The sequence below is a fragment of the Stenotrophomonas sp. HMSC10F06 genome (assembly GCF_001807865.1).
In the GTDB taxonomy this organism is placed as follows: Bacteria; Pseudomonadota; Gammaproteobacteria; order Xanthomonadales; family Xanthomonadaceae; genus Stenotrophomonas; species Stenotrophomonas bentonitica_A.
On sequence record NZ_KV791259.1, the window covers coordinates 181,612 to 205,540 of the forward strand.

Here is a 23,929-nt window from a genome sequence, read left to right on the forward strand (position 1 = left end):
CACGCTTTTCTGCCTGGAGGTGTGGGTTGGAACTGGCGCTGTTCGATTTCGACCACACGGTCACCACCTGCGATACCTACGGGCGTTTCCTGCGCCGTGTGGCCACCCCCGAACAGCTCGCGCAGGCCTGGTGGAAAGTGGGCCCGTGGCTGCTGGCCTATCGCCTGAAGCTGATCTCGGCCGAACGGCTCCGCCGCCGCGTCACCCGCCTGACCTTCACCGATCGCCATCTGGAGGACATCACCGCGCAGGCCGCTGGCTACGCGCGTGACGTGCTGCCAGGCGTGATGCGCCCTGAGATGCTCGAGCAGATCCAGTGGCACCTCAAGCAGCAGCACACGGTGGTGATCGTGTCCGGCTCGCTGGACCTGTACCTGCGCCCGTGGTGCGAGGCGATGGGGCTGGAGCTGATCTGCAACCGGCTGGAGAGCCGCGACGGGCGCCTCACCGGGCGCTATGCCCAGGGCGACTGTGCTCCGCACAAGGTGGCGCAGATCCGCCGTCGCTTCGACCTTCCGCGCTATCTGCGCATCCATGCCTACGGCGACAGCAGCGAGGACCGCCCGATGCTCGCCCTCGCCCACGAACGCTGGTACCGCGGCAAACCCATGAAGCCGCGCCGGACGGCGCCGGCCAGTGCCCCACCCGCCCGGGACAGCCGGGCCTGATGCCCCACCGCGCAGCCACCGCCACGCCATGAGTCTTCCCATCGACACCCTCACCGAACGCCTTGACCGGCTGTTGCCACAGACCCAATGCGGGCAATGCGGCTACGACGGCTGCCGCCCGTATGCCGAGGCGATGGCACGCGGCGAGGCGGGCGTCGATCATTGTCCGCCAGGCGGCGATGCCGGCGCACGCGCGTTGGCGGATGTGCTGGGGGTGATCGCGCTGCCGTTCGACCGCTCGCGCGGCGAACACAAGGCACCGCAGGTCGCGGTGGTGATCGAAGCGGACTGCATCGGCTGCACCAAGTGCATCCAGGCGTGTCCGGTCGATGCGATCGTCGGCGGTGCCAAGTACATGCACACCGTCATCGCCGATCTGTGCACCGGCTGCGAACTGTGCATCCCGCCGTGCCCAGTGGACTGCATCGCACTGGTCAGCGTAACGCGGTAGGGCCGGCCGCGGCCCTGCTCGCGACAGCGGCGACAGCGGGGCGCATGGCAATGCGTCGATCTCCATGGCGCCCCTGCTTCACGGCGCGGTTACGGCAAGGCCGCCGTCACCACGATCTCCACTTTCCAGCTCGGGTCGGCCAGCTTGGCTTCCACGGTCGCGCGCGCCGGGGTCATGCCTGCCACCACCCACTCATCCCACGCGGCATTCATGCCGGCGAAATCGCCGATGTCGGCCAGGAAGATTTCCGCGCGCAGGATGTGCTGCTTGTCACTGGCCACCAGTGCCAGCAGCTTGTCGATCTCTTCCAGCACCTGACGGGTCTGGCCGGTGATGTCCTGGCTGGTGTCTTCGGGGATCTGCCCGGACAGATACGCGACCTTGTTGTGGACGGTCATTTCGGACATGCGCGGACCTACGTCGAAACGTTCCAACATGGCGTTTGCTCCTCTGGATGAAACCGCATTGTCACCGATGCAGCGTGCGCCTGCCGGGGCCGGTGCGCAAAGCAGCCACAGCACGCACAGCGCCGCCGCTTGGCAAGCGTCGGCATCAGGCGCACGATTTGCCGGACCCGGCAGGCACGCCCGCCGTTGACTCTTTCATCGCCCATCCCGGAGCACGCTGTACCGATGACCGACACCGCCCCTGCTCCCACGCCGGCCCGCGCCCCCTGGCGTCGCGCCGCAACCGTCGTCATCCCGCTGGTGATCCTGGCCCTGGCCCTGCGCGGGCTGGCCAACGAATTCGACGAACACGGTTACCGCGCGATCCGCGAGGCGTTCCGTCATCTCGGCGCCGGCCAGATCGCATTGACCGTGCTGCTCGGCCTGGCCAGCTACGCCTGCCTGATCGGCTTCGATGCGATCGGCCTGCGCCGCAGCGGCAAACGCCTTCATCCAGCGCGGGTCGGCATCACCGCCTTCCTCGCCCATACGCTGGGGCAGACGCTGGGCTTTGCCGCGCTCACCGGCGGTGCGGTGCGCCTGCGTGGCTATGGTCGCGCGGGGCTGACGCTCGGCGAGATCGGCCAGGTGGTGTTGATGAGCACGCTGGGCTTCATGTTCGGCGCCTGGCTGCTGCTGGCGCTGGCCTTCGTGCTTGAGCCCGGCGCGGCCGCGCTGGCGTTGCCGATCCCGGTGCAGGCGGTGCGTGTGATCGGCGTCCTTGGCCTGCTGGCCTATGCCGGCACGGTGCTGCTGGTGGGGCGCGAGGGCCGCAGTTTCCGGATCCGCGGGCATGCGTTGTGGCTGCCGGATCGCCGCACGATGCTCGGCGTCACGGCACTGAGCGTGGTCGAACTGGTGCTGGCCAGCGCGGCCTTCTATGTGCTGCTGCCGATGGATACGCCGACCGGGCTGCCCGGTTTCGTCGGTCTGTACCTGGTCGCGGTGCTGGCCGGCCTGATCTCCAGCGTGCCGGCCGGCCTGGGCGTATTCGAGTGGAGCCTGTTGAAGCTGTTGCCACAGGTAGCCCCCGCTGCGGTGCTGGCGGCGGCATTGATCTACCGCGTGACCTACTACGTGCTGCCGCTGCTGCTGGCCACGGTGCTGGCGGTGGCGCCCGCGCTGCGTCGCCCGCTGCGCGCCGGTGCCGGTGCGACCCGGGTTGGCTGGACCGCCCTGCGCCCGTGGCTGCCGCAGATCATCGCGCTGGCGGTGTTCAGCGTCGGCGCCGCGCTGGTGATCGACGGCACCCTGCCGACCCCTCGTCGGCACCTGATCACCGCGTCGCTGCCCATCCTGGAAACCTCGCATCTGCTGGGCAGTCTGGCCGGTGTCGCGCTGCTGTTGATCGGTCAGGGCCTGCAGCGGCGCAGCCATGCCGCGTGGATGCTGGCACTCGGCATCTGCGTGCTGTCCCCGCTGCCGATCTGGCTGCGCGGCGGGCAGGTATTGATCGCGCTGTCGGCGCTGCTCGTGGCTGCCGCGCTGTGGGCCTCGCGCCGCGAGTTCTATCGCCAGGGCGCGCTGCTGGATGAGGCCTGGTCGTGGCCGTGGATCCGCAACCTCGGGCTGGTGCTGGTGGCGGTGATCTGGCTGCTGTTCTTCGTCTACAGCCACGTCGAATACCAGAACGAGCTGTGGTGGCAGTTCGCGCTGCAGGGCAACGCGCCGCGTGCATTGCGGGCGCTGTTGCTGGTGGCGATCGCGCTGACCATCTTCGGCCTGGCCCGGTTGCTGCACAGCACGCGCAGCCCGCTGCCGGCCGCCGATGCCGCCACGCTGGGCGCACTCGCCCCGATCCTCGCCGCCGCCGAGGACACCCAGGCCTGCCTGGTACTCACCGCGGACAAGGCCGTGCTGCGCGACGAGGCGCAGCGCGGCTTCGTGATGATGCAGCGCTACGGCGGCTCGCTGATCGCGATGGGCGATCCGGTCGGCCCGCCGGAGGTGGTGCGTGCGCTGATCTGGCGCTTCCGCGAGGAAGCCGACCGGCTCGGCCTGCGCCCGGTGTTCTACCAGGTGGGCGAAGCGCATTGGCAGACCTACCTCGATCTCGGCCTGACCCTGGTCAAACTCGGCGAAGAGGCGATGGTCCCGCTGCAGGACTTCACCCTGGAAGGCCGCGATCGCGCCGATCTGCGCCAGGCCTGGAACCGCGGAAAGCGCGGCGGGTTGAGCTTCCGCGTCGCGCCCCCCGAGGAAGTACCGGCCCTGCTGCCGGCCCTGTCGGTGGTCTCCCAGCAATGGCTGGACGACAAGGCCGGTGATGAAAAGGGCTTCTCCCTGGGCAGCTTCGACCCGGCCTACCTGTCCCGCTTCCCGGTGGCGCTGGTCGAGGCCGAGGGCCGCATCGTGGCCTTCGCCAATCTATGGCAGGCGCCGGCCGGCAATGAACTGTCGGTCGACCTGATGCGGCACGTCGACGATGCGCCCAAAGGCACCATGGATTTCCTGTTCATCGAACTGTTCCTGTGGGGCCGCGCGCAGGGCTTCCACCGCTTCTCGCTGGGCATGGCGCCGCTGTCCGGGCTCGCCCAGCATCGCCTGGCCGGGCGCTGGAACCGTTTCGCCAACGTGGTCGCGCGGCACGGTGAACGCTTCTACGGCTTCAGCGGCCTGCGCCGCTTCAAATCGAAGTTCGCCCCGGTCTGGCGCGCCCGCTACCTGGCCGCGCCCGGCGGCGTGCACCTGCCCGCCGCCCTGCTCGATGCGACCCGGCTGATCTCTCTGGATCCACGTCGGCACGATTGAGGCCGCACCGGGACTGCCGGCGCTCAGCGCGCCGGCAGGTGCTGCACGATGGTATCGGCGAGGCGATCGTAGTCACCTTTGAAATGATGATCGCCGGGCAGCTTGATGATCTGCGCGTTGCCCGCTGCAGGCAGCGACGGACACAGTGCATCGCGATCCTCTTCGCCATACACGCACAGTGTTTTGCCGGCGGGCAGCCGGGCCACTTCCGGCGCGATCGGCAGGCCGTCGCCACCGCCGCCGAGCCAGTTGCTGACATGGAACTCATAATCGGCGTTCTTGCCGACCGACAGCAGCGCGATCATCGAGACCGCCTCCCGCGTTGCCGGTGACAGCTGGTTGATCGCCGCAGGCAACACGTCGGCGCCCTGCGAGAAACCGACCAACACCACGTTGCGGCGCTGCCACTGCCGGCTGTAGTGAGTGGCGATGCGCTCCAGGTCGCGGGCGAACCCTTCCGGCGTGCGCGCGGTCCAGAAGTAACGCAGTGAATCCACGCCGACCACCGGCACGCCGGCCTCGCTCAGCGACGCGGCCACTTCCTTGTCCAGCCCCGCCCAGCCACCATCGCCCGAGACAAAAATGGCGAAGGTGTCACCGGCTTTGGTGGTCGGCACATCGACCACCGGCAGGCCGTTGAGGTCATCCGGTGGCGGCGCCAGGCTGACGCCCTTCTGGGCGCCGATCACCTTGGCCGCCGCCAACAGCCCGGGCAATGCGTCGCCCTGCGCGGTGCGCTCGAACTGGCGCCCCATGCCGACCTTGCGCACGAACGCGGCTGACTCTCCCGCCGGGCAATGCACATCGCCGGCCGCGTTCAACCACGGGAAATTCAGCTCGGTCGGCTGCAGGCGGCCATGGCTGCTGCCGGCCCCGCAGACCTTGCGCTCGCGCACGCCGGACGGGCAGAACCCCGTGGTGATCAGCCCGGCGAACACCTGGGTGTCGGCCTGGGCGGCCACCGCGTAGGCCAGCGCCGCCCCCTCACCATCGCCGCCGATCAGCGGCAGGTGGTAGCCGGGCACGTGCAGATAAGCCTGGAACCAGCGCGAGAAATTCTCGACGTCGCCCGCACCGAACGCGCAGTCACCGCTGTTCTCGCGGGCCAGCACCTGGCGCAGGTGCGCGACATCGACCTGCGCGACCAGCGCGCCCTCGGAACGCAGTGCGTCGATCCGCTGCTGGCTGTCGGCGCGGCCGGCCGCGCCGTCGAACCACACCACCACCCGTTGCGGGTGGCCGTCGGGCAGATGGACCGGCACGTTCTCGAAACGACCATGGCTGAGCTGCTGCGGTGGCGCGGCCAGCGCCGCCCCCGTCATCCCTGCCATCACCAGTCCCAGCATCACCCCCAAACCGGCTCGCCGCATCGTCGCGCATCCCATGGATAGAGTGCCAACGATACGCCCCTGCCCGGCCAAGGGCATGTACAGACCGTGGCCGGACGCTCAGCGCGGCTCACGGCGCGCCTGGCGCCACAGCTGCCAGGCCACCGACACCAGCCACACCACCACCACTGCAATCACCAGCTTCTGCCCAGCGCCGCGCGGTGGGCCGCGCCACAGCACGTGCAGCCACAGCAGCACGAAGCACAGCCAGGCCCACCACCAGGCCGGCCCGGCCCACGTGCGCCAGCGCGGATCGGCGCGCAGGTACCAGCTCTGCAGCAGCATCGCCACGCTCACGCACAGGAACGCGGTATTGGCCGACAGCCCGTGCACCAGCGGCGCCAGCAGCGGCGCGCGCTCGGGCAGCCAGCTGTCGCCGATCGCCACCCCCATCAGGCCCAGCGCGGCGACCCAGAACAGCAGCGGCGCCGCCGCACTGCGGCGCGGCGAACGACTGTTGGCATGCAGCGAGACCGCCAGCAGCATGATCGCCAGCGCCAGCACGCAATAGGCGGTGCGCAGGGCCAGCCCCCAGGGGCCATGCAGGTACAGGCTCAGGGTGGCCTGCACCCAGTCCAGATCATCGCGTGCCCATTGCGTCCACAGCGCGGTGGCGACGAACAGCGCCAGCGCCACCAGGGTCGCCATGGCGACGCGTCCATGATGCTGGGCGGGCCAGCGGGAGGGGCGTGGCAGCGGCAGCGACATCGCGGCTCCTGGGGTCAGTCGGTGGCCTCGGGGTGGCGCTGTTTCCATGCAGCCAGGGCAGCGCGGTAACGCTGCAGCTCATCGCTGTACAGATCCAGCACGCACAGCGGGCAGCCGCTGCCGCAGCACTCGTTGGGGCCGGGTTCTTCCGGCGGCTGCGGACGCGGATCGGAGGCTGGAACGGACACAGGCATGGCCACACAGGGAGTAAAAAAACAGCGCACACAGTGTAACGGGCATGCTTCGCGCCGGGGCTTCAGCGCCCGACCCGCCGGCGCAGGTTGTCGCGCGCGGCCGCATCCAGCCGCTGGTGGAAGAAGTCGCTCAGGAAGATCCGCGGCTGCCCCAGCACCTGCTTGAGAAAGCGCCGCCGGTTGAGCCGGAACACAAAGCCCGGCACGTGTCCGGCGTATTCCTCGGCGATACCGCGGTCGTAGGCGTCGAACACTGCCGCCGGCGCCCCGAGAATGGCCATGTCGCAATCCAGGAACAGCGCCGCTTCGGGGTCGACATCGCCGGGCGCGAGCTTGCTGTGGCGGGCGGTCAGTTCGATCAGCTCGACCACCCGGCCCGCATCGATCCCGGCCGCCGGCAACCAGCGCGCGATCGCCTCGCGCGCCAGCGCCGCCGAACGGGCTTCGTTGTCGCCCCGTCCCGCCTCGTAGATGGCGTCGTGGTACAGCGCGGCCAACTGCACCTCGCGCGGCCGGGTCCAGCCCGGGCCGGCCTCGGCGACGGTGCTGCAGTGCTGCAGGACGGCCTGCACGTGCGACCAGTTGTGGTACGCCCGCGGCGGCAGGGCGTAGGCGGTTTCCAGCTCGGCACGCTGCCCGGCAGGCAGGGGAATCGGTTCGAAGCGCATGCACCATGATTGGCCGTCGCCGCGACGCTGGCAAGCCGGGCGGTGGTTTTTTGACCACCTTCCCAGAACCGTTGCCGTGCAGGCGGTGCGCGCGGTTATCCACACGTTTGTCGACCGCTGGTCCACATCCTCTGTGGATGGCGCGGACAGCCGATGAACGGCATGCCGGGGCCCATCAACGCGCCTAGACTGGACCCGACGGACCCCAGCGCCCTGCGAGGTGACGGCGATGACCACGTGCAGATTCCTGCTGATGATGTGCATGGCCCTGGCCGCCGCACCGGCCTGGGCAGCCGACCCCGCGCCCGCCGTGAGCACCGCCGGGCCAAGCGCGACCGCCGCCCCGCCCACGCCCGCGCAGATCCTGGAGGTGCCCGCGCCGCTGCTGGCGCTGCTGCACGAACGGGTCATCGATCCCGGCTACTCGCGCGAGCGCCGCCTGCAGCGGCTGGTGGAAATGATCTTCGACGCACAGGGGCTGCACCTGGCCTACGACCCGGAGGCGACCTACACGATCACCGAAACCTGGCAGACGCGGCGTGCCAACTGCCTGTCCTTTACGCTGCTGTTCGTCACCCTGGCCAACCTGGCCGGCATCGACGCGCATGTCCAGGAAGTGGCGCAGGTGGTGAGCTGGTACCAGGCTTCCGGGGTGATCTACAGCGTGGGCCACGTCAACGCGGGCATCGTGCTGGACGGGCGCAGCGGCACCGTCGATCTGGACCACAACGTGCTCTACGACCACCTCGGCCCGCAGCGCATCAACCGGCAGCGCACGCTGGCCCATTTCTACAACAACCGCGGCGCGGACCACATGACCGCCGGCGATATCGATACGGCCCGCGCCTACTTCAGCGCAGCCCTCGGCATGGCACCGGACTTCGTGGCGGCCTGGAACAACCTCGGCGTCCTCGATGCACGCATCGGCAACCTGGACCAGGCCCGCAGGGACTATGAAACCGCGCTGCGCCTGCAGCCGCGGCATGGCGCCAGCCTGAGCAACGCCAGCGCCCTGTACCGCCGCATGGGCGACACCCGCCAGGCGGGGCTGCTGGCGAGCCGGCTGGCGCGTGTGCAGCGCAGCGATCCGTTCGCCCAGTACATGTTCGGCGCCCAGGCCGAGCAGCGCCGGGACTATGCAGCAGCCGTGCGTTTCTACCGCCGGGCGGTGCATCTGTACGAGACGGCGCATCCGTTCCACTTCGCGCTGGCCCGGAGCTATTTCCTGGCCGGCGATGCTCGCCGGGCCTCGATCGAAATGCAGCGCGCGCGGGACCTGGCCGGGGAGAGCGGCGATGCGCTCAGGTCCCGCTACCAGGCCAAGCTGGACAGCCTGCAGCGTTGGCGCCAGCGCGGCACCAACGCCAACTGAGCCGGCTCAGGCCTTCTTGAGGAAGCAGGTCTTCAGGACCAGGCCCTTGATCTTTTCCGAGTTGCCCTCGATGTGCTCGGCGTCGTCCTCGACCAGGCGGATGTTGCGGATCACCGTGCCCTGTTTGAGCGGGATCGAGGAGCCCTTGACCTTCAGGTCCTTGATCACGGTGACCGTGTCACCGGCGGCCAGCACGTTGCCGTTGCTGTCGCGTACCACCAGGGCCTCGCCGCCGCCGTCACCGGCCGCCCACTCGTGGCCGCAGTCCGCGCAGATGAACAGCGCGCCATCGGCATAGGTGTTTTCCAGGGTGCACTGCGGGCAGGCGGGAATGGCGGACATCGACAGCTCTTCGGTAACGAAACGGCCGCCATTGTAACCGCCCGTTACCCCCTGCCCTTGCGTCGGCGGTCCCGTTGCCGCAAAGTGCGCGCCCCCTGATCACCGGCCCGGCCCACCGCATGAAACTCGGCATCGACTTTGGCACCAGCAACTCCGCCGCCGCCGTGGTGATCGACGGCAAGGTGGTGCCGATCCAGTTCGGCCAGGCCGAACAGTTCCGCACCACGGTGTATTTCCCCGAGGTGATGCGCGACCCGAACGACTTCGAACTGACCCCGGCGCTGGAGCACGATCTGGCCCGGCTGGTCGACGCGGCCGCGCGCGATGCCCGCGCCGCCGGCCAGGAACGCGCGCCTGATGCACTGCGCCGGGAGGCCCTGCGCGTGGTGCGCCGGCAGTGGATGGAAGAGCAGATGCGGGCCCCGCTCAGCTCCACCACCCTGCTGCAGAACGCCGTCTACGGCGATGACGCGCTGGAGGCCTACTTCGAAGAGAACGAAGGCAACCTGGTGCAGAGCCCGAAATCGATGCTCGGCTACAACCTGCACCCGCGCGCGCGCCAGACCATCGCCGGCATCGCCACGCACATCCTCGAGCACATCCGCCTGACCGCCTCGCGCCAGCTGGACACCCCGATCCGCACCGCCACGCTGGGCCGTCCGGTCCAGTTCCGCAGTTCCATCGGCGAAGCCGGCAACGCCCAGGCGCTGGAGATCCTGCACGGCGCGGCGATCGCCGCCGGCTTTGACAGCATCGATTTCCTCGAAGAGCCCGCGGCCGCGGCCATGCATTACCACGCCGAAAGCCCGCAGGAACACGACGCGGTGGTGGTGGACATCGGCGGTGGTACCACCGATATCGCCCATGCCCGGGTGGGCGGTGGCCAGGCCCCGACCATCCACCGTGCCTGGGGTATCGCCCGCGGCGGTACCGATATCGACCTGGCGCTGAGCCTGGGCGGCTACATGCCGCTGTTCGGCCGCGGTATCACCCGCGTGCCCGCGCATCACTACGTGGAAGCGGCGATGGTGCAGGACATGACCCGCCAGCGCGATTTCCGCCAGCACACCTACCGCGATGTGGACGCGCCGTTCGGCCCGCGCCTGACTGCCCTGCAGGACACCGGCAACACGGCGCGCCTGTACCGCGAGGTCGAACGCTGCAAGATCGCCCTGAGCAGTGTGTCCAGTCACGACAGCGCGCTTGGGTTCATCGAACGCGGCCTGCAGGTGCAGATTGATGCCTCGCGCCTGGAAACCGCCGCCGGCGGCTATCTGGGCGAACTGACCGCCCTGCTCGAGCAGGTCCGCAGCGATATCGGCCACGACCCGGCAGCGGTGTTCCTGACCGGGGGCATGTCGCGCGCCGGCTACCTGCAGCAGGCCGTCGCCAATGCCTTCCCGGGCTCGACCCTGGTCCGCGGCAATCCGTCCTTCGGTGTGGTCCACGGGCTGGCGCTGGCCGCCGCCAACTGACCCTGTTTTTTGCACCAGGCCTTGTCGCACAAGGCCTGAAGAGGCGTGAACGGCCTTATTAACAAAACGTTACGCCGGAAGCGCTATCATCTTTCGGCTTCAAAGCGCAATGCGCTTGACGCAACAAGCACCATCTTCCGGGCCTCCCAGGCCACCGTCCTCTTCGATGCTGCCACCGTCCGGATTCGTCCGCGGTGCCGGGATCGCTCATCGCTGTGATCCGGCTCGTTCACAGCCTGCTGCACCCCGAGCCGCCAAGAGATCTTCAGATTGGGCGAACGCCTGGCTGCACTCCTTACATCGTCCGTGCCCGACCCCATCGACTGCCGTCGTTGCGATGCGGTGTGTTGTCGGCTCACCGTCACCGTCATGCCTGACGACAACGTGCCCGGCTACCTGCTGGACACCGATGCGCGTGGCGGCACGGTGATGGCACGCAACGAAGAAGGCTGGTGCGCCGCGATCGACCCGTATCACCTGCGCTGCACGATCTACTCGCAGCGACCCGCGATCTGCCGCCAGTTCGACATGGGCGGCGATGATTGCCGCCTCGTGCGGCAGGACTACCGTCGACAACAGCAGGATCTGTCGACGTTTTCTTCCACGCTTCATCCATAGCAGGAGCATCCATGGCTCGTACGCCAAAGACCTCCCCCAAGGCAAGCAACACCGTTCGCGTCGACCGCAAGCAAGGGTCCAACTCCGCCGTCAGCAGCCAGAGCATCGCTGCGGATCTGGCTGCCTTCCGTAAAGGTGGCGGCAAGATCGAAGTGCTGGGCAATACCCTGGCGCTGAAAAAAGCCGGCTGACGTTGCTGCCGACCGCACCGGCATCGGCCGGTGCGGTGGCCGCACTCAGCGGCCCAGGCTGACCCGCACGCTCCCGGAATGGGAGTTGATCGAAATATCCCCATCGCCCGAGCCCAGACGCGCATCCAGGCTGCTGCCCGGACCATAGCGCGGCTTCTCCACCTGCCCGGCATCGGACTGGATACCCCCACTGAACGTCTTGACGTTCAGCTGCGCCGAGACATTCACCGGCAGCTTCAGCGCGACCGATCCGCTGACCGTCTGCATCGTCACCTTGCCGCCCGGCGCCATGCCGGTCGCGCTCACGTCCAGGCTGCCCGAGACGGTTTCCACCGCCAGCCGCTGGATCCGCCCGGCAGTAACGTTGACCCGGCCGGAGACCGATTCGGCCGCCACCTCGCCCGAGGCACCGCCGCCCGCCAGCAACTGGCCACTGACCGTGCGCGCGTCCAGCCGCGGGGTCTGCACCTGCGAGCGGATGCCGCCACTGACCGTGTTCAAGGTGGTTTCTCCGCTGCGCCCGGCCGCGGTGATGCTGCCGCTGACACTGTTGGCCTGCAGGCGACGCACGTCGATGTCGGCCACGTCGATGTCGGCGCTGACGGTGCCCAGCTGCACTTCCACCGCGCGCGGAACGCGCAGCTCCAGCGTGGCCCCACCGTTGCTGCGGCCGCGCGGATACTCCACTTCCCAGCGCACGCGGTTGCTGCTCCTGTCCTGCTTGAGGGTGAGCCCGTCGGCCATCGAACCGGTCAGTGCCACGTCGTTGCGATCCCAGCCACGCACGGTGACCTTGCCGGCGATGTTGCTGATTTCCACGCGCCCGCCGGCGCCCAGTGGATGGCGCTCATTGACGCTGGTGGCGGCCTGGGCGACCAGCGGCAGGCACAGCGCCAGGGCCGCGATCAGGGACAGAGGACTACGCATGGGGATCTCCTTCAGGTGGGCAGGCCGGCGGAGAACACCGCCTGCTGGGTGAGTTGCAGGCGCAGCGCGTAGGTGCGCTGCAGTTGCCCGAGCAGATAGCCCGAGCGGGGGTTTTCAGCGATGGCGGCGCGGATGTTGACCGCACTGGCATCGAGTTCGTGCAGGGCCGGGCGCCACTCCTCGGTGACACCGTCACTGGGCAAGGCGGCGATGGCCTGCTGGTATTCACCGGCCATGGCGTCGGCCTGGCGCTGCAGCAACGAGGGTGCCGGCGTATGCGGGACCGGCGTCGGCACCACCATCAGCAGCGCCAGCGCGGCGGCCAGGCCGAGCCCGATGCGCAGCGGCCAGCGCTCCCGCCGGCGGCGTGTCGACAGCGTTGCCACGGCGGCCGCCGGGGTCGGGGCCGGGGTCTGCGCCGGCAACTGTGCGGCAATGCCCTGCCACACCCGTGCCGGCGGGAGACGCTCGGCCGGCAGGGCGCGCAGCCGTGCGCTCAGTGCGTTGTCATCGGAATCATGGGGGCTCATGCGGTTTCTCCTAGGCGCGCGCGCAGCAGGCCACGCGCACGGTGCAACTGTGCTTTGGAACTGCCGACCGCCATCTGCAGCTGGTCGGCGATTTCCTGGTGTTTCCAGCCTTCTATGTCGTGCAGGACCAGCACTGCCCGGGCACGGGGCGGCAGTGTTTCCAGCGCGCGCTCCAGGTCCATGGAGGTACCGGCGCAGCGGTCCTGGGCCGGCAGCGTCGCCAGCGACTCCCAGCCCTCCTCGCCGGCATCGCGCGCATCGCCGGTGGCGTTGGCGCGCAGTTCCATCAGTGCCGCGTTCACGCCCAGGCGGTGCAGCCAGGTGCCCAGGCTGCTTTCGAAGCGGAACCCCGGCAGGGCGCGCCATGCCTGCAGGAAGGCCTCCTGCAGCGCATCCTCGGCACGGGCCGCGTGGCCGCCGCACAGCCGCCACAGTACGGCGTACACGCGCGGCGAATGCCGCCGGTAGATGCGCTCGTACGCGGTGACGTCACCGGCCGCCGCGGCACGCACCAGGGCGTGGTCATCGGCGGCGTCGGCCTCGGTCTGGGCGCTGGAAGGGGACATGGTCGTGTCGAGCATATCCGTTGGATGCGGGGGGCACGGAAAAGGTTTAAGCCGCCGCTGGATTTCTTTTTCTGCGCGGCCTTTAAACCTTTCCGGTGGCAGCGGCATCCAATCCCATGTCACTACCGGCGCTCGCCAAGGAGTATCCCCATGTCTTCCAGTTGCCTGGCCGTGCTGCTCTCGCTGGCCACCAGCTGCACGCTGCCGTGGAGCCCGCTGCAGATACAGCTGTCGTTGGCGCCCGCAGCACCCGATGTGTGTGTGCAATACGCGCAGAACGCGCCGCTGTGCGCCTCGGCGATGATTGCTGCATTGGATGTGTACGGCAGGCCGCTGCAGTAAGCCGATACCACGATGCGGTGACGCGCATCGGCATTACCATGGTGGGATCGGCACTATCGCTGCAAAGGAATTCCGCCCCCATGAAAGACCATCTGCCCGCCTGGACCCACGAATGGCTGCACTACGGGGTCCCTGCCCTGCAGATCCTGGTGACGCTGCTGGTGGCCTGGCTGCTGCGGCTGGTCGCCCGGCGCCTGATCCGCCGGGTCGGCGACCACTACACACTGCCGCCGGAAATGATCATGGGCGCGCGCCGGGTGTTCACCTTCGTGGTGTATTTCACCGTACTGCTGATCGTGCTCAACATCGTGGGCGTTTCGGCGACGGTACTGTGGACGGCGTTCACCGGCTTCGCTGCGGTGGGCGCGGTGGCGTTCTTCGCCGCCTGGAGCGTGTTGTCCAACATTTTCTGCACGCTGCTGATCTTCACCACGCGCCCGTTCCGCCTGCACGATTACATCGAGCTGCTGGAAAACGGCGAGAAGCCCGGGCTCAAGGGCCGGGTGATCGACATCAACCTGATCTACACCACGCTGCAGGAAACCGGCAGCGGCCACGAAGGCACGGTGCTGCAGATGCCCAACAACATGTTCTTCCAGCGCACCGTGCGCCGCTGGCGGGATCCGTCGCAGGCACCGGGCGGAATCCAGGGGGACGGTTGAGGGCGCGTGCCACGCCGGTTGTAGATACCGACCGCTGGTCGGTATGGGTTATTGCGTGCCGACCAACGGTCGGCACCTACCGAAGCTGGCTGTCCTTGCTGCCGCGGCGGTTGTAGCCGCTGCCTTCGTGCTGGGCGGCGTCTTCTTCTTCCTGGCAGCGCACGCACAGGCGCACACCGGGCACGGCCTTGCGCCGCGCCTCGGGAATGGGTGCCTCGCAGTGTTCGCAGTGGGTCAGCCCGGGGCCGTCGCGCAGCTGTGCGCGGGCCCGCTGGATGGCGTCATCGACGGTGGCGTCGATCTGATCCTGGACGGCGCCGTCGCCTGCCCAACCTGTCGCCATGATGTGTCTCCCATGCCGGTGTCAGGGCACCAGCATAGACCCGGCCCGACGCGGCCAGCCGACGTGGGGCTGAACGCGCACGGCGCCGGGTGAACGCTTCAGGCAGCGCTTACCAGACCAGGTCGTCGGGCACCTGGAACTGGGCGTAGTACGCATCATCCTCGGCGTTGCCGGTGCTCGGCTCGCTGCCGGCGGGCTGGCTGTTGTCGAGCACGATCACGCTCGCATCGCGCTCACGGACCTTCTCGGCCGCCGCGCGGGGCAGCAGTTCGAAGCCCTCGCCGTGGCGGGCGATCACCAGGCTGCCCGAGGCCAGTTGCCGGCGCAGCACGTTGTTGACCAGCAGGGTGCGGATCACGGTGCCGTCGTTGAAGCGGTATTCGCTCTCGCCCTCACGCTTGACCTTGTGCGCCTCGATGATCTGGCGGACCTGGGCCTGCAGCTCCTGCGCGTGCGCCCTGGCCTTGCGCTCGGCTTCCAGCGCGCGATCACGCTCGGCTTTTTCCGCACGCAGGCGCTCGGCCTCGCGCTGGCTTTCGCTGGGCGCGACCGGGGCCTTGCCGTGGCGGGCTTTCACCTGTTCACGGGCGGCCTGGGAGACCTGGGATTTCTTGACCAGCCCAGCCTTGAGCAGCTGCTCCTGGAGGGGATTTGCCTTCGCCATACGCCTAGCATCTGTTGTTGCGGGATTCCGGGGGCCATCATACTGGTCTGCCCGCCCCGCCCCAACCGCCCGCATGACCGCCCTGAAGTACCTCGCCGGCTATCCCGACGCCCTGCAGCAGCAGGTGCGCGAGCTGATCGCGGGCGACCGGCTGGGGCCGTGGCTGGAGCGCCGCTATGCGCAGCTGCACACCGTGCGCAACGACCGCCAGCTCTACGACTACACCCAGGGCCTGAAAGAGCGCTATCTGCGCCAGTCCGCGCCGTTGTCCAAGGTGATCTACGACAGCAGGCTGCAGGTGCTCAAGCATGCCCTGGGCACCCACACCACCGTCTCACGGGTACAGGGCAGCAAGCTCAAGGCCAGCCGGGAGATCCGCATCGCCACGGTGTTCCGCGAGGCGCCGGCGCCGTTCCTGAAGATGATCGTGGTGCACGAGCTGGCCCACCTGAAGGAATCGGACCACAACAAGGCGTTCTACCAGCTGTGTACCCACATGGAAGCGGATTACCACCAGCTGGAGTTCGATCTGCGCCTGTACCTGACCCACCTGGAACGCACCGCGGCCTGAGCCACGGCCGCCGTCATCGCGCAGCGCCGGGCCCCAGCCAGTACACTCCCCGCCCGCTTCCCGTTTTATGTTGCCTGCCCCATGACCGACCCGATCCGACTCGACAAACGCCTGACCAGCCTGATCGGCTGCTCCCGTGGCGACGCCCAGCGCTATATCGAGGGCGGCTGGGTGACCGTCAACGGCCAGGTGGTCGAGCAGCCGCAGACCCTGGTCACCGACGAAGTGATCGTGCTGCGCGAGAACGCCGAGGCAACCCGCACCGAGACCGTGAGCATGCTGCTGCACAAGCCGGCCGGCATGCGTTCGGACGAACTGTGTGCGCTGGTGACACCGGAAAGCCGCAGTGAGCTCGACGCCACCGGGGTGACCCTGCTGCAGCGGCATTTCCACGCCCTGCAACTGGTGATGCCGCTGTCCGATGACGAAAGCGGCCTGGTCGTGGTCAGCCAGGACGGGCGCGTGATCTCGCACCTGAAGGACCGCGGCGCGACGCTGGAGCAGGAGTACCTGGTGGAAGTAAGTGGCGAGCTGGCGCCTTACGGCATGAAGCGGCTCGCGCATGGCTTGAGCTTCCGCAACTGGCCGCTGCCACCGTGCAAGGTGAGCTGGCAGAACGAAACGCGCCTGCGCTTTGCAATCAAGCCGGTGCATCCCGGCCAGCTGCGCGACATGTGCCGCCAGGTCGGGCTGGAGGTCGTCAGCATCCGCCGCCTGCGCATCGGCCGCGTGGCGATGGGCAAGCTGGTCCCGGGCCAGTGGCGTTACCTGGCGCCGGACGAGCGCTTCTAGACCGCCCCGGCACTCGCCCTGCACGCCCCTGCCGCTTACGATCGGGGCATGACCGAGAAAAGACCGTTCTGGCGCCGGCTGCTGCGCTGGCTGGGGATCATCGTGGCCTTGCTGGTGCTGCTGGTGCTCAGTGGCCTGCTGCTGGCCGATCACCTTACCCCGCAGGCGCTCGGCGAGCGCTCCACGGTGCTGCCCACGCAGGCCGACCAGACCGCGATCGATCGCGAGCTGGTCCGCCTGCAGGCCGAGCATCCCGGCCAGACCGGCGTGGCCTTCCTCTCCGATGGGCTCGATGCCTACGCCGCGCGCGCGGTGATCACCCAGCACGCCGGGCGCAGCCTGGACCTGCAGTACTACATCTGGCAGGACGACCTGATCGGCCACCTGATGGCCAACGAGCTGTACCGCGCCGCCGAGCGCGGCGTGCGGGTGCGCATCCTGCTCGATGACATGAATGCCCAGGACAAGGACGCGCTGATGATGGCGCTCGATGCGCACCCCAACATCGAGATCCGCCTGTACAACCCGTTCCGCAACCGCAGCGGGCTGTGGCGGCTGGTCGAGATGGTCCAGCGCGTTTTCAGCGTCAACCACCGCATGCACAACAAGTCGTGGATCGCCGACGGGCGCGTGGCGATCGTCGGTGGCCGCAACATCGGCGAGGAATATTTCAGCGCGCGCCCGGACGTGAACTTCCGCGACCTGGACCTGCTGGTCGCCGGCGAAGCGGTACAGCAGGCCAACACCATTTTCGACGATTACTGGAACAGTGATACCGCCGTGCCGATCCGCGCGCTGGCGTTCTACACCGAGCCGCAGCTGCGCCTGCTGATCCGCGAAAGCGAGCACGAAGCGCGCCTGGGCAGTGCCAGGCCCTACCTGGAGAGGGTCGCGCGCTCGCAGGCGCAGCGCTCGTACTACCGCGATGCACTGGACCTGCATTGGAGCGGCGAGGTGGAAATCGCCTCGGACCCGCCGATGAAGCACCGCCGCGACGACCAGGCCGGCTGGCTGGTGACGCGGCTGGTGGAGGAACTGGAAAGCACGCGGCACAAGGCGCTGTTGATCTCGCCCTACTTCGTCCCGGGCGAGGACGGCACCGAAGGGCTGGGCGCAATGGTCGCGCGCGGTGCCCAGGTCGGGGTGATCACCAACTCACTGGCGGCCAACGACGTGGCCGCCGTGCACAGCGGCTACATGCACTACCGTGCGCCGCTGCTGCGCAGTGGCGTGCAGCTGTACGAGCTCAAATCACGCGGCAACGTGGATGGCGGTGGCCTGTTCGGCAGCAGCGGGGCCAGCCTGCACACCAAGGCGTTCATGATCGATGACCAGCGTGGCTTCGTCGGCTCGTTCAACCTGGATCCGCGCTCGGCGTACCTCAACACCGAGATGGGCGTGTTGTTCAACGATCCGGTGCTTGCCGCGCAACTGCGCCAGGAGTATCTGCGCCTGGCCAGCCCGAGCCAGAGTTACTGGGTGGCGCTGGGCCCGGAGGGCGACGTGCGCTGGCTGGAACGCGATGCACAGCCGCCGCACTGGCTGTACCGCGAACCGGACGCCGGTTTCTGGCTGCGTGCCAGCGCGCGTGCGATCAGCTGGCTGCCACTGGAATCGCAGCTCTAGCTCAGCCCGCCCGGGCCACGTCGTACTCGGCCTCGTCACAGTCCACGGTCTCCACCGCCCGGCCGTGGACCCGCCGCCAGATCCACTGCAGCGCGTGCGGCGGCGTGTCGTCCAGCTGTTCCAGCAGGGCCAGCGCCTGGGCCTGGCCGATCTGGCCGTGGCGGCACAGCAGGCTGGCCGCGGCCGCCGCGCGCGCCAGGCGCAGGCTGGCCGCCAGCCCACCGCCGCTCTGGCGGATCAAGGCATCGTGCACGGCCTTGGGCAGCTCCCATGCGGCGGCGATCCGGCTGGCCACCGGCAGGGTCCAGCTGTCCAGCAGTTCGGCCGCCAGCGCGCGCGGCGGCACCGCCACGCCGTGCTCGGCGCAGGCATCGAGCAGGTGCCGCATCACCAGCGCCGCCCCCAGGCCCTGGGTCAGACCAAGCCACTGCGCGGCGAAGCCATCTTCATGGGTCACCGTGCGCGCGTGATCGGCGGCGGCGCGCGATGCCAGCAGCGCGTGCTCCCAGATCACCGCGCTGAACTGCGGAAAGGCATCGCACTGCAGCTGCATCACCGGCTGCACCAGCACCGCGCTGATGATCTGGCGGATGCCATCGGTCCCTACCAGGGTGACGGCCCGCTGCAGCGTTTCCACCGGGCGTGTCTGTACCCGGTAGACCGGGCTGTTGGCGATGCGCAGCAGGTTGCCGGTCAGCACCGGGTCCTGGCTGATGATCCCGGCCATCGCGCGCGCCGAGGCGTCGCTGTCGTTGACGGTCTGGATCAGCTGCGGCAGCAGTTGTGGGCGGCGAGGCAGGTGGCGGGCCGACCAGTCCCGCGCCAGCAGCGAGGCGGTGACCGCATCGCGCAGCTCAAGCGCGTGCGGGGCCGCTGCATCGGCAGCATCGCCACTGCGGGGCACCAGCGCCAGCGTGTGCAGCCCGGCCTGCAGCACCGCCACGGGGTCGGTGCCTGGCGGAACGCTGCCCGCGGGCAACGCTCCGCACGCCTGCGTGGCGGCTGCGCGCCCCGTCGCGGGTACCGGCGCGACACGCCGCTGGCGGAGCAGCGCGACCCCACCCAGCAGCACCAGCACCGCAACCCCCACCCAGATCGCGACGCTCATGCCCATCGCCCCGGATGCACCGGGTCCCGCACCTGCCCTGTTGCGACTGCGCCCACGTGATCCTTCCTGCGATGACCGGCCATCCACACCGTTGCCACGGCATCGGCCTGCGCTTCAGCAACTTTAATGACAGCGCGACGGGAGATCCCCTGACAGCACCCTCCATCGGAATGGACTAGAATGGCGCCGCGCGACCCGTCCGAGACCCGACGACGTCGCTTTTTTTGTTTTACAACCCACCTTTTGCTGGCGCGTTCGCCGCTGTTCGCCACCGTTCGCACCATCGGAGCCACCATGTTATTTGAAACCCTCGAAACCACCGGTCACGAACAAGTGGTGTTCTGCCACAGCCGCGATGCCGGTCTGAGGGCGATCATCGCCATCCACAACACCACCCTGGGCCCGGCCCTGGGCGGTGTGCGCATGCGTCCCTACGCCAGCACCGACGAGGCCCTGGCCGATGCGCTGCGCCTGAGCCGCACCATGACCTACAAGAACGCCCTGGCCGGGCTCAACGTGGGCGGCGGCAAGGCGGTGATCATCGGCGATCCGAAGCGGGACAAGAGCGAAGTGCTGTTCCGCGCGTTCGGCCGCTATGTCGATTCGCTAGGCGGCCGCTACATCACCGCCGAGGACGTGGGCACCGATGTCAACGACATGGAGAACATCTACCTGGAAAGCGAGTACGTCACCGGCGTGCACCAGGTACATGGCGGCTCCGGCGACCCGGCCCCCTTCACCGCCTATGGCGCGCTGCAGGCGCTGATGGCGGCGATGCAGCACAAGCTGGGCCATGAGGAAGTGGGCAAGGCCAGCATCGCGGTGCAGGGCCTGGGGCACATCGGCATGGAACTGGTGAAGCTGCTGCGCGACCGTGGTGCCAAGTTGTACGTCAGCGACCTGGACAGCGCGCGCGTGGATCGCGCCGTCACCGAGTACGGTGCCGAAGCGGTCAAGCCGGAGGACATCTACGACGTCAACGCCGACATCTTCGCGCCGTGCGCGCTGGAAGGCGCGATCAATCCGGACACGTTGCCGCGCCTGAAGTGCAGGATCGTCTGCGGCACGGCCAACAACCAGCTCTCCAGCCTGGAAGTGGGTGATGAACTGCATGCCCGCGGCATCCTCTATGCGCCGGATTACGCGGTCAACGCCGGTGGCGTGATGAACGTTTCGCTGGAGATCGACGGCTACAACCGTGAGCGCGCGATGCGCCTGATCCGCAGCATCTACCACAACCTCGGCCGCATCTTCGCGCTGTCGCAGAGCGAGGGCATCGCCCCGCAACGCGCCGCCGACCAGATCGCCGAGTCGCGCATCCTCTCCATCGGCAAGCTGAAAATGCCGCTGGGGCGCAGCACGCCGCGGCGGGGCACGCTGCGCGGCAACTGAGCCGGCGTGACAAACGAAGAGGGCGCGATCATCGATCGCGCCCTCTTTTTTCATACACGTCGCAGTGAGACCGGCCGTCAGAACCCGGCCGAGTAGCGCAGCTGCACCTGGCGCAGATCGCCGCGCGGGCCGAAGCGCTGGTCATAGCCGAACGCCAGGCGACTGCTGCGGCTCAGCCACGACTCCACCGAGAGCCCGAGCAAGCCGCCCGAGCGGGCCGGCTGCAGGCCTGCCAACGGTGCCCAGGCCTCCACGCCGACGAAGCTCGCCTGCGGATCCAGCCCGGTGCTGGACAGCAGTTGCTGCCACTCGGCGTAACCGCGCAGCGACCAGCTGCCCCAGCGCGTCTCCGCCCGCAGGCCGGCCAGCGCCTGGCTGCGGCTGGCAACGTTGCCTTCGGCGCGCAGGCCGAAGCCAAAGCCGCCGTCCTCGCTGAAGCTGTCGCTGTCCACGCGGGCGTATTCCGCGCCCAGGTAGGGCGTCAGCCCCGCCACCGCCGAGCCGAAGCGGTAGCCGGACTCCATGCTGGCGGTGCTGAAGTGGCCGCCGTAACGCGCGTTGACGCCGTACTGCCCAGCGCCCAGCAGCAGTTGCCGGTCGATGTTGCGGGTGAACTGACCGACCCCGACCTGGCCGATGGCATAGCCGTTGCCGACATTCCAGCCGGCATATACCTGCGCCTGCGACTGACGATCGCGGCCACGGTCACCGCCCCAGTCACGACTGCTGTTGCTGCGCGTCTCGCCGAAGGCGACGCCCATCATGCCGCTGCTGCCCAAGGCCAGATCCTGACCCATCATCCAGCCTTGGGTCTGCGCCCCCGTGCCGGCGAAGCTGCCCTGCCCCGCCTCGCCCAGCGCGCTGTGCCATGCGCCGCGCAGACGGGGCGTGGCCATCGCTGCATCCAGACGCGCCGACAGACCGCGACGGTTCATGTCGATCGCATCGAACGTCATCGCAGCGGCCAGCCCATGCGCCTTGCCGGACAAGCTGTCCAGCATCTGGCTCAACGCCTGGTCGGTGGGCGTCTGTTGGATCGCCCCCGCCGCTGCAGTCAGGTCGGGATCCAGCACGATCGCGGTCGAGGGTGCCGACGGCTGCAGGCGCGCATCGAGCGCCTGGAACGCCGCTTCCACACGTGCGGCCGAGGCCAGTGTGCCGACATCGGATGTGCGGGCCGCCGCAGCAGTGGTGACCGACGTAGGCTCCACGTCCAGATACACGCGGTTGGGGTCGTAGTGCACGGTCGCCTGCAGCAGTGGCAACGTGGCCGCATTGAAGCCCAGCGAGGAAAACTGTCCGTTGACGCCCCCGTCGGCCACCAGCACCTCATGCTCCCGCCGTGCGACGTAGCCCTCCGCCAACCCATAGACGAACAGTCCGCCATCCAGCGTCGCCCGGCCGCCGATGTGGAGCGGATCGGTGCCCAGCAACATCCAGAACTCACCCGTCGCGCTCTGGATGAAGTTGCCGCTGAGGGTGCTGTTGGCGTGGTCGCGGTTGAACAGGATGCCGTTGTTGTACAGATCGCCGTTGTACTGCGTTGCGATCCGCGGGTTCGCGTTGGAGTTGATCTGCATGACGCCGTTGTTGGTGATCGTCCCGTTGGTGATCACATCCCAGGCGTAAAGATAGGAGTCGGCGTCCACCACGATGTCGGATTGATACAGGTCGTTGATGGCTACGGTCGCCCCGCCGGTGATGCGCAGTTGCCCGGCATTGCGGTTTTCCCCGCCGAGCGTCATGCCCGGATCATCGATCCCGTCGACCACGTTGCCACCGCCGTCAACGACCACCCCGCCCGCGCCCGACAGGCCTCCCCACCAGACGGTGTAGGCGGTGCCGAGCGCCGCATGGAAGTCGCCCCAGTCCAGCCGACCCGGCCCGCGCACGGCGCGACCCACGTTGAGCAGGCCATGCCCGAAGACCGCATCGGTACCGACCGCGCCCAGATCGGTCGCGGTGCCCAGCAATACCTGCCGGACCTGGTCCGTGGTCAACGTCGGGAAAGCTTCCCAGACCAGCGCGGCGGCCCCGGAGACCAGCGGCGCCGCGTAAGAGGTGCCAGACCCGTACAGCAACGGACCGCCAGGGTTCTTGGGATCGAGGAAGACGGCCGTGCCCGGCGCGGCCAGGCAGTAATTGGCTGCCACACCACAGGCATTGGCGTAGGACGCGAGGGTATCGGGCTTGTTGGTGTCCACGGCGGTCACCGCAAGCCACCCGCGCTCCAGATCCGCCGCCGGCCGGGTATTGCCCGGGCCCGGCTGGCTGGGCAGCGCGGCCATGCTGGACGGATTGGCGCGGCTCTCGTTGCCGGTCGCGAACACCACCAGACCGTTGTGGCCGACGATGAACGGGCGATACTCCGCGGCGATGGGTGCGGTGGCGGCCGTGTTGGTCCAATACAGCCCGCCCCACGAATTGTTCATGATCCGCACACCGTCGGTGATCAGATCCTGGTGGACGCCGGCCAGACCGAGCGCGCCGGTCACTTCGTTGCCATTGCCCGTGCCATCGTCGGCAGGCCGCTTGTCGGCGATGATCCGTGCCGAGACGATCAGCGCCTCCGGCGCGACGCCGCCCGGCCAGGCGCCGAACGCGCGTCCCGCCGCCAGCGAGGCCACCGTCGTGCCATGGCCGACCACGTCATCGATGTTGAGATTGTTGACCAGCGGATCGATGTAGGCGCGGCTGGACACCACCCGCCCGGACACCGCCGGATTGGTGCGGCTCACGCCGGAATCGACAACGCCGATGCGGATGCCCTTCCCGGTGAACTGCGCATCGCGCGCATTGATCACCGTCAGGTGTGCATCGACGGCCGGAGGCGGAGGCGTTACCGGCGGCGTTGTGGGGGGCGGCGTTGTGGGGGGCGTCGTTGGCGGCGGCGACGGGGGCGTGGTCGGGGGCGGCGACGGCTCCAGATCCCCCCGGACATTGCTGCCCCCACCTCCGCAGGCACTCAGTGCCAATGCCAATGCCGCGGCCAAGGCCGACCTGCCGATCACAACCTGCTTCATCCCTGTTCCCCTAGTGAATGGACCTTCCCCACCTGCCTGCCCCCCGGGCAGACACCGGCAGTCAATGCCGACCCTCTATACTGGGCCGACCCCCACGCAGTCTGCCGGGAA

Annotated in this window: 26 protein-coding genes; 13 read left to right on the top strand and 13 right to left on the bottom strand. The window is 68.6% G+C overall.

The genetic code is table 11. The annotated features are described in order from the left end of the window. The first annotated feature begins 26 nt into the window (after positions 1-26). Together HMPREF3113_RS04430 and rnfB are read left to right on the top strand one after the other, a co-directional pair. Positions 27-668 (top strand): HAD-IB family phosphatase, encoded by a 642-nt coding sequence (locus tag HMPREF3113_RS04430; protein ID WP_070471008.1) that lies wholly within the window; start codon positions 27-29, stop codon positions 666-668. Positions 669-696: 28 nt separating this feature from the next. After that, positions 697-1,119, top strand: coding sequence for an Rnf electron transport complex subunit RnfB (gene rnfB / locus HMPREF3113_RS04435; RefSeq protein ID WP_070471010.1), 423 nt, complete (start codon positions 697-699; stop codon positions 1,117-1,119). Between the two features lie 89 nt (positions 1,120-1,208). Here rnfB and HMPREF3113_RS04440 read toward each other — a convergent pair whose 3' ends face one another. Continuing rightward, complete coding sequence (locus HMPREF3113_RS04440) at positions 1,209-1,556, bottom strand: RidA family protein (RefSeq protein WP_019183404.1); 348 nt, start codon at positions 1,554-1,556, stop codon at positions 1,209-1,211. 195 nt (positions 1,557-1,751) lie between these two features. On the opposite strand from HMPREF3113_RS04440, the gene mprF reads away from it, so the two are divergent. After that, complete coding sequence (mprF, locus tag HMPREF3113_RS04445; RefSeq protein ID WP_070471012.1) at positions 1,752-4,316, top strand: bifunctional lysylphosphatidylglycerol flippase/synthetase MprF; 2,565 nt, start codon at positions 1,752-1,754, stop codon at positions 4,314-4,316. A 23-nt stretch (positions 4,317-4,339) separates the two neighbouring features. Here mprF and HMPREF3113_RS04450 read toward each other — a convergent pair whose 3' ends face one another. The 4 genes from HMPREF3113_RS04450 to HMPREF3113_RS04465 all read right to left on the bottom strand — a co-directional run bounded on the left by HMPREF3113_RS04450 (position 4,340) and on the right by HMPREF3113_RS04465 (position 7,274). After that, a complete protein-coding gene (locus tag HMPREF3113_RS04450) occupies positions 4,340-5,686 on the bottom strand; it encodes a virulence factor family protein (protein ID WP_070471014.1) in 1,347 nt (448 codons plus the stop codon). 78 nt (positions 5,687-5,764) lie between these two features. Beyond that, positions 5,765-6,352, bottom strand: a complete 588-nt coding sequence (locus HMPREF3113_RS04455; protein WP_102788259.1) for a DUF998 domain-containing protein — start codon at positions 6,350-6,352, stop codon at positions 5,765-5,767. A gap of 74 nt (positions 6,353-6,426) precedes the next feature. Beyond that, positions 6,427-6,606 carry an oxidoreductase-like domain-containing protein gene (locus HMPREF3113_RS04460; protein ID WP_037553198.1) on the bottom strand — a complete coding sequence of 60 codons (180 nt, stop codon included), beginning with the start codon at positions 6,604-6,606 and terminating at the stop codon, positions 6,427-6,429. Positions 6,607-6,668: 62 nt separating this feature from the next. Beyond that, entirely contained in the window at positions 6,669-7,274 is a 606-nt protein-coding gene (locus HMPREF3113_RS04465; RefSeq protein ID WP_070471019.1) for an HD domain-containing protein, read from the bottom strand. 229 nt (positions 7,275-7,503) lie between these two features. Between HMPREF3113_RS04465 and HMPREF3113_RS04470 the strand changes: the two genes are divergently transcribed. Then, positions 7,504-8,646 (top strand): tetratricopeptide repeat protein, encoded by a 1,143-nt coding sequence (locus HMPREF3113_RS04470; RefSeq protein ID WP_070471021.1) that lies wholly within the window; start codon positions 7,504-7,506, stop codon positions 8,644-8,646. Positions 8,647-8,652: 6 nt separating this feature from the next. On the opposite strand, the gene HMPREF3113_RS04475 is transcribed toward HMPREF3113_RS04470, so the two are convergent. Further along, positions 8,653-8,988, bottom strand: coding sequence for a zinc ribbon domain-containing protein YjdM (locus tag HMPREF3113_RS04475; protein WP_019183411.1), 336 nt, complete (start codon positions 8,986-8,988; stop codon positions 8,653-8,655). A gap of 119 nt (positions 8,989-9,107) precedes the next feature. On the opposite strand from HMPREF3113_RS04475, the gene HMPREF3113_RS04480 reads away from it, so the two are divergent. From HMPREF3113_RS04480 to HMPREF3113_RS04490, 3 genes are all read left to right on the top strand, one after another. Then, a complete protein-coding gene (locus HMPREF3113_RS04480) occupies positions 9,108-10,463 on the top strand; it encodes an Hsp70 family protein (RefSeq protein WP_070471023.1) in 1,356 nt (451 codons plus the stop codon). 306 nt (positions 10,464-10,769) lie between these two features. After that, entirely contained in the window at positions 10,770-11,081 is a 312-nt protein-coding gene (locus tag HMPREF3113_RS04485; RefSeq protein ID WP_254665239.1) for a YkgJ family cysteine cluster protein, read from the top strand. Positions 11,082-11,092: 11 nt separating this feature from the next. Then, the gene (locus HMPREF3113_RS04490) at positions 11,093-11,272 is read left to right on the top strand and encodes a hypothetical protein (RefSeq protein WP_019183415.1); all 180 of its coding nucleotides are present in this window, start codon (positions 11,093-11,095) and stop codon (positions 11,270-11,272) included. 45 nt (positions 11,273-11,317) lie between these two features. Here HMPREF3113_RS04490 and HMPREF3113_RS04495 read toward each other — a convergent pair whose 3' ends face one another. The 3 genes from HMPREF3113_RS04495 to HMPREF3113_RS04505 are packed head-to-tail and all read right to left on the bottom strand — an operon-like array spanning position 11,318 to position 13,310. Continuing rightward, on the bottom strand, positions 11,318-12,199 hold the full coding sequence (locus HMPREF3113_RS04495) for a DUF4097 family beta strand repeat-containing protein (protein ID WP_019183416.1): 882 nt from the start codon (positions 12,197-12,199) through the stop codon (positions 11,318-11,320). Between the two features lie 11 nt (positions 12,200-12,210). Continuing rightward, complete coding sequence (locus HMPREF3113_RS04500) at positions 12,211-12,729, bottom strand: hypothetical protein (protein WP_070471026.1); 519 nt, start codon at positions 12,727-12,729, stop codon at positions 12,211-12,213. Beyond that, positions 12,726-13,310 (bottom strand): RNA polymerase sigma factor, encoded by a 585-nt coding sequence (locus HMPREF3113_RS04505; RefSeq protein ID WP_070471028.1) that lies wholly within the window; start codon positions 13,308-13,310, stop codon positions 12,726-12,728. Before HMPREF3113_RS04505 ends, HMPREF3113_RS04500 begins: the two co-directional genes overlap by 4 nt. 135 nt (positions 13,311-13,445) lie before the next feature. Between HMPREF3113_RS04505 and HMPREF3113_RS04510 the strand changes: the two genes are divergently transcribed. Both HMPREF3113_RS04510 and HMPREF3113_RS04515 read left to right on the top strand, forming a co-directional pair. Continuing rightward, positions 13,446-13,637 carry a hypothetical protein gene (locus tag HMPREF3113_RS04510; protein ID WP_019183419.1) on the top strand — a complete coding sequence of 64 codons (192 nt, stop codon included), beginning with the start codon at positions 13,446-13,448 and terminating at the stop codon, positions 13,635-13,637. Between the two features lie 80 nt (positions 13,638-13,717). Then, positions 13,718-14,299: a mechanosensitive ion channel family protein gene (locus tag HMPREF3113_RS04515; protein WP_019183420.1), complete on the top strand. Its 582-nt coding sequence runs from the start codon at positions 13,718-13,720 to the stop codon at positions 14,297-14,299. Between the two features lie 76 nt (positions 14,300-14,375). Here HMPREF3113_RS04515 and HMPREF3113_RS04520 read toward each other — a convergent pair whose 3' ends face one another. Both HMPREF3113_RS04520 and HMPREF3113_RS04525 read right to left on the bottom strand, forming a co-directional pair. After that, positions 14,376-14,642, bottom strand: coding sequence for a DksA/TraR family C4-type zinc finger protein (locus tag HMPREF3113_RS04520; protein ID WP_019183421.1), 267 nt, complete (start codon positions 14,640-14,642; stop codon positions 14,376-14,378). Between the two features lie 109 nt (positions 14,643-14,751). Continuing rightward, entirely contained in the window at positions 14,752-15,306 is a 555-nt protein-coding gene (locus HMPREF3113_RS04525) for a DUF2058 domain-containing protein (RefSeq protein WP_019183422.1), read from the bottom strand. 73 nt (positions 15,307-15,379) lie between these two features. Between HMPREF3113_RS04525 and HMPREF3113_RS04530 the strand changes: the two genes are divergently transcribed. The 3 genes from HMPREF3113_RS04530 to HMPREF3113_RS04540 all read left to right on the top strand — a co-directional run bounded on the left by HMPREF3113_RS04530 (position 15,380) and on the right by HMPREF3113_RS04540 (position 18,295). Continuing rightward, on the top strand, positions 15,380-15,877 hold the full coding sequence (locus HMPREF3113_RS04530; RefSeq protein ID WP_019183423.1) for a M48 family metallopeptidase: 498 nt from the start codon (positions 15,380-15,382) through the stop codon (positions 15,875-15,877). An 81-nt stretch (positions 15,878-15,958) separates the two neighbouring features. Then, positions 15,959-16,669, top strand: a complete 711-nt coding sequence (locus HMPREF3113_RS04535; protein WP_019183424.1) for an rRNA pseudouridine synthase — start codon at positions 15,959-15,961, stop codon at positions 16,667-16,669. Positions 16,670-16,717: 48 nt separating this feature from the next. Next, positions 16,718-18,295 carry a phospholipase D family protein gene (locus HMPREF3113_RS04540; protein ID WP_070471030.1) on the top strand — a complete coding sequence of 526 codons (1,578 nt, stop codon included), beginning with the start codon at positions 16,718-16,720 and terminating at the stop codon, positions 18,293-18,295. Position 18,296: 1 nt separating this feature from the next. Here the strand turns inward: HMPREF3113_RS04540 and HMPREF3113_RS04545 are convergent, their stop codons facing one another. Next, positions 18,297-19,409 (bottom strand): HDOD domain-containing protein, encoded by a 1,113-nt coding sequence (locus tag HMPREF3113_RS04545; protein ID WP_102788092.1) that lies wholly within the window; start codon positions 19,407-19,409, stop codon positions 18,297-18,299. Positions 19,410-19,697: 288 nt separating this feature from the next. Here HMPREF3113_RS04545 and HMPREF3113_RS04550 point away from each other — a divergent pair, with 288 nt between their 5' ends. After that, a complete protein-coding gene (locus tag HMPREF3113_RS04550) occupies positions 19,698-20,795 on the top strand; it encodes a Glu/Leu/Phe/Val dehydrogenase dimerization domain-containing protein (RefSeq protein WP_026069816.1) in 1,098 nt (365 codons plus the stop codon). Positions 20,796-20,872: 77 nt separating this feature from the next. On the opposite strand, the gene HMPREF3113_RS04555 is transcribed toward HMPREF3113_RS04550, so the two are convergent. Beyond that, positions 20,873-23,818, bottom strand: coding sequence for an autotransporter serine protease (locus HMPREF3113_RS04555; protein WP_070471032.1), 2,946 nt, complete (start codon positions 23,816-23,818; stop codon positions 20,873-20,875). Positions 23,819-23,929 lie beyond the last annotated feature (111 nt).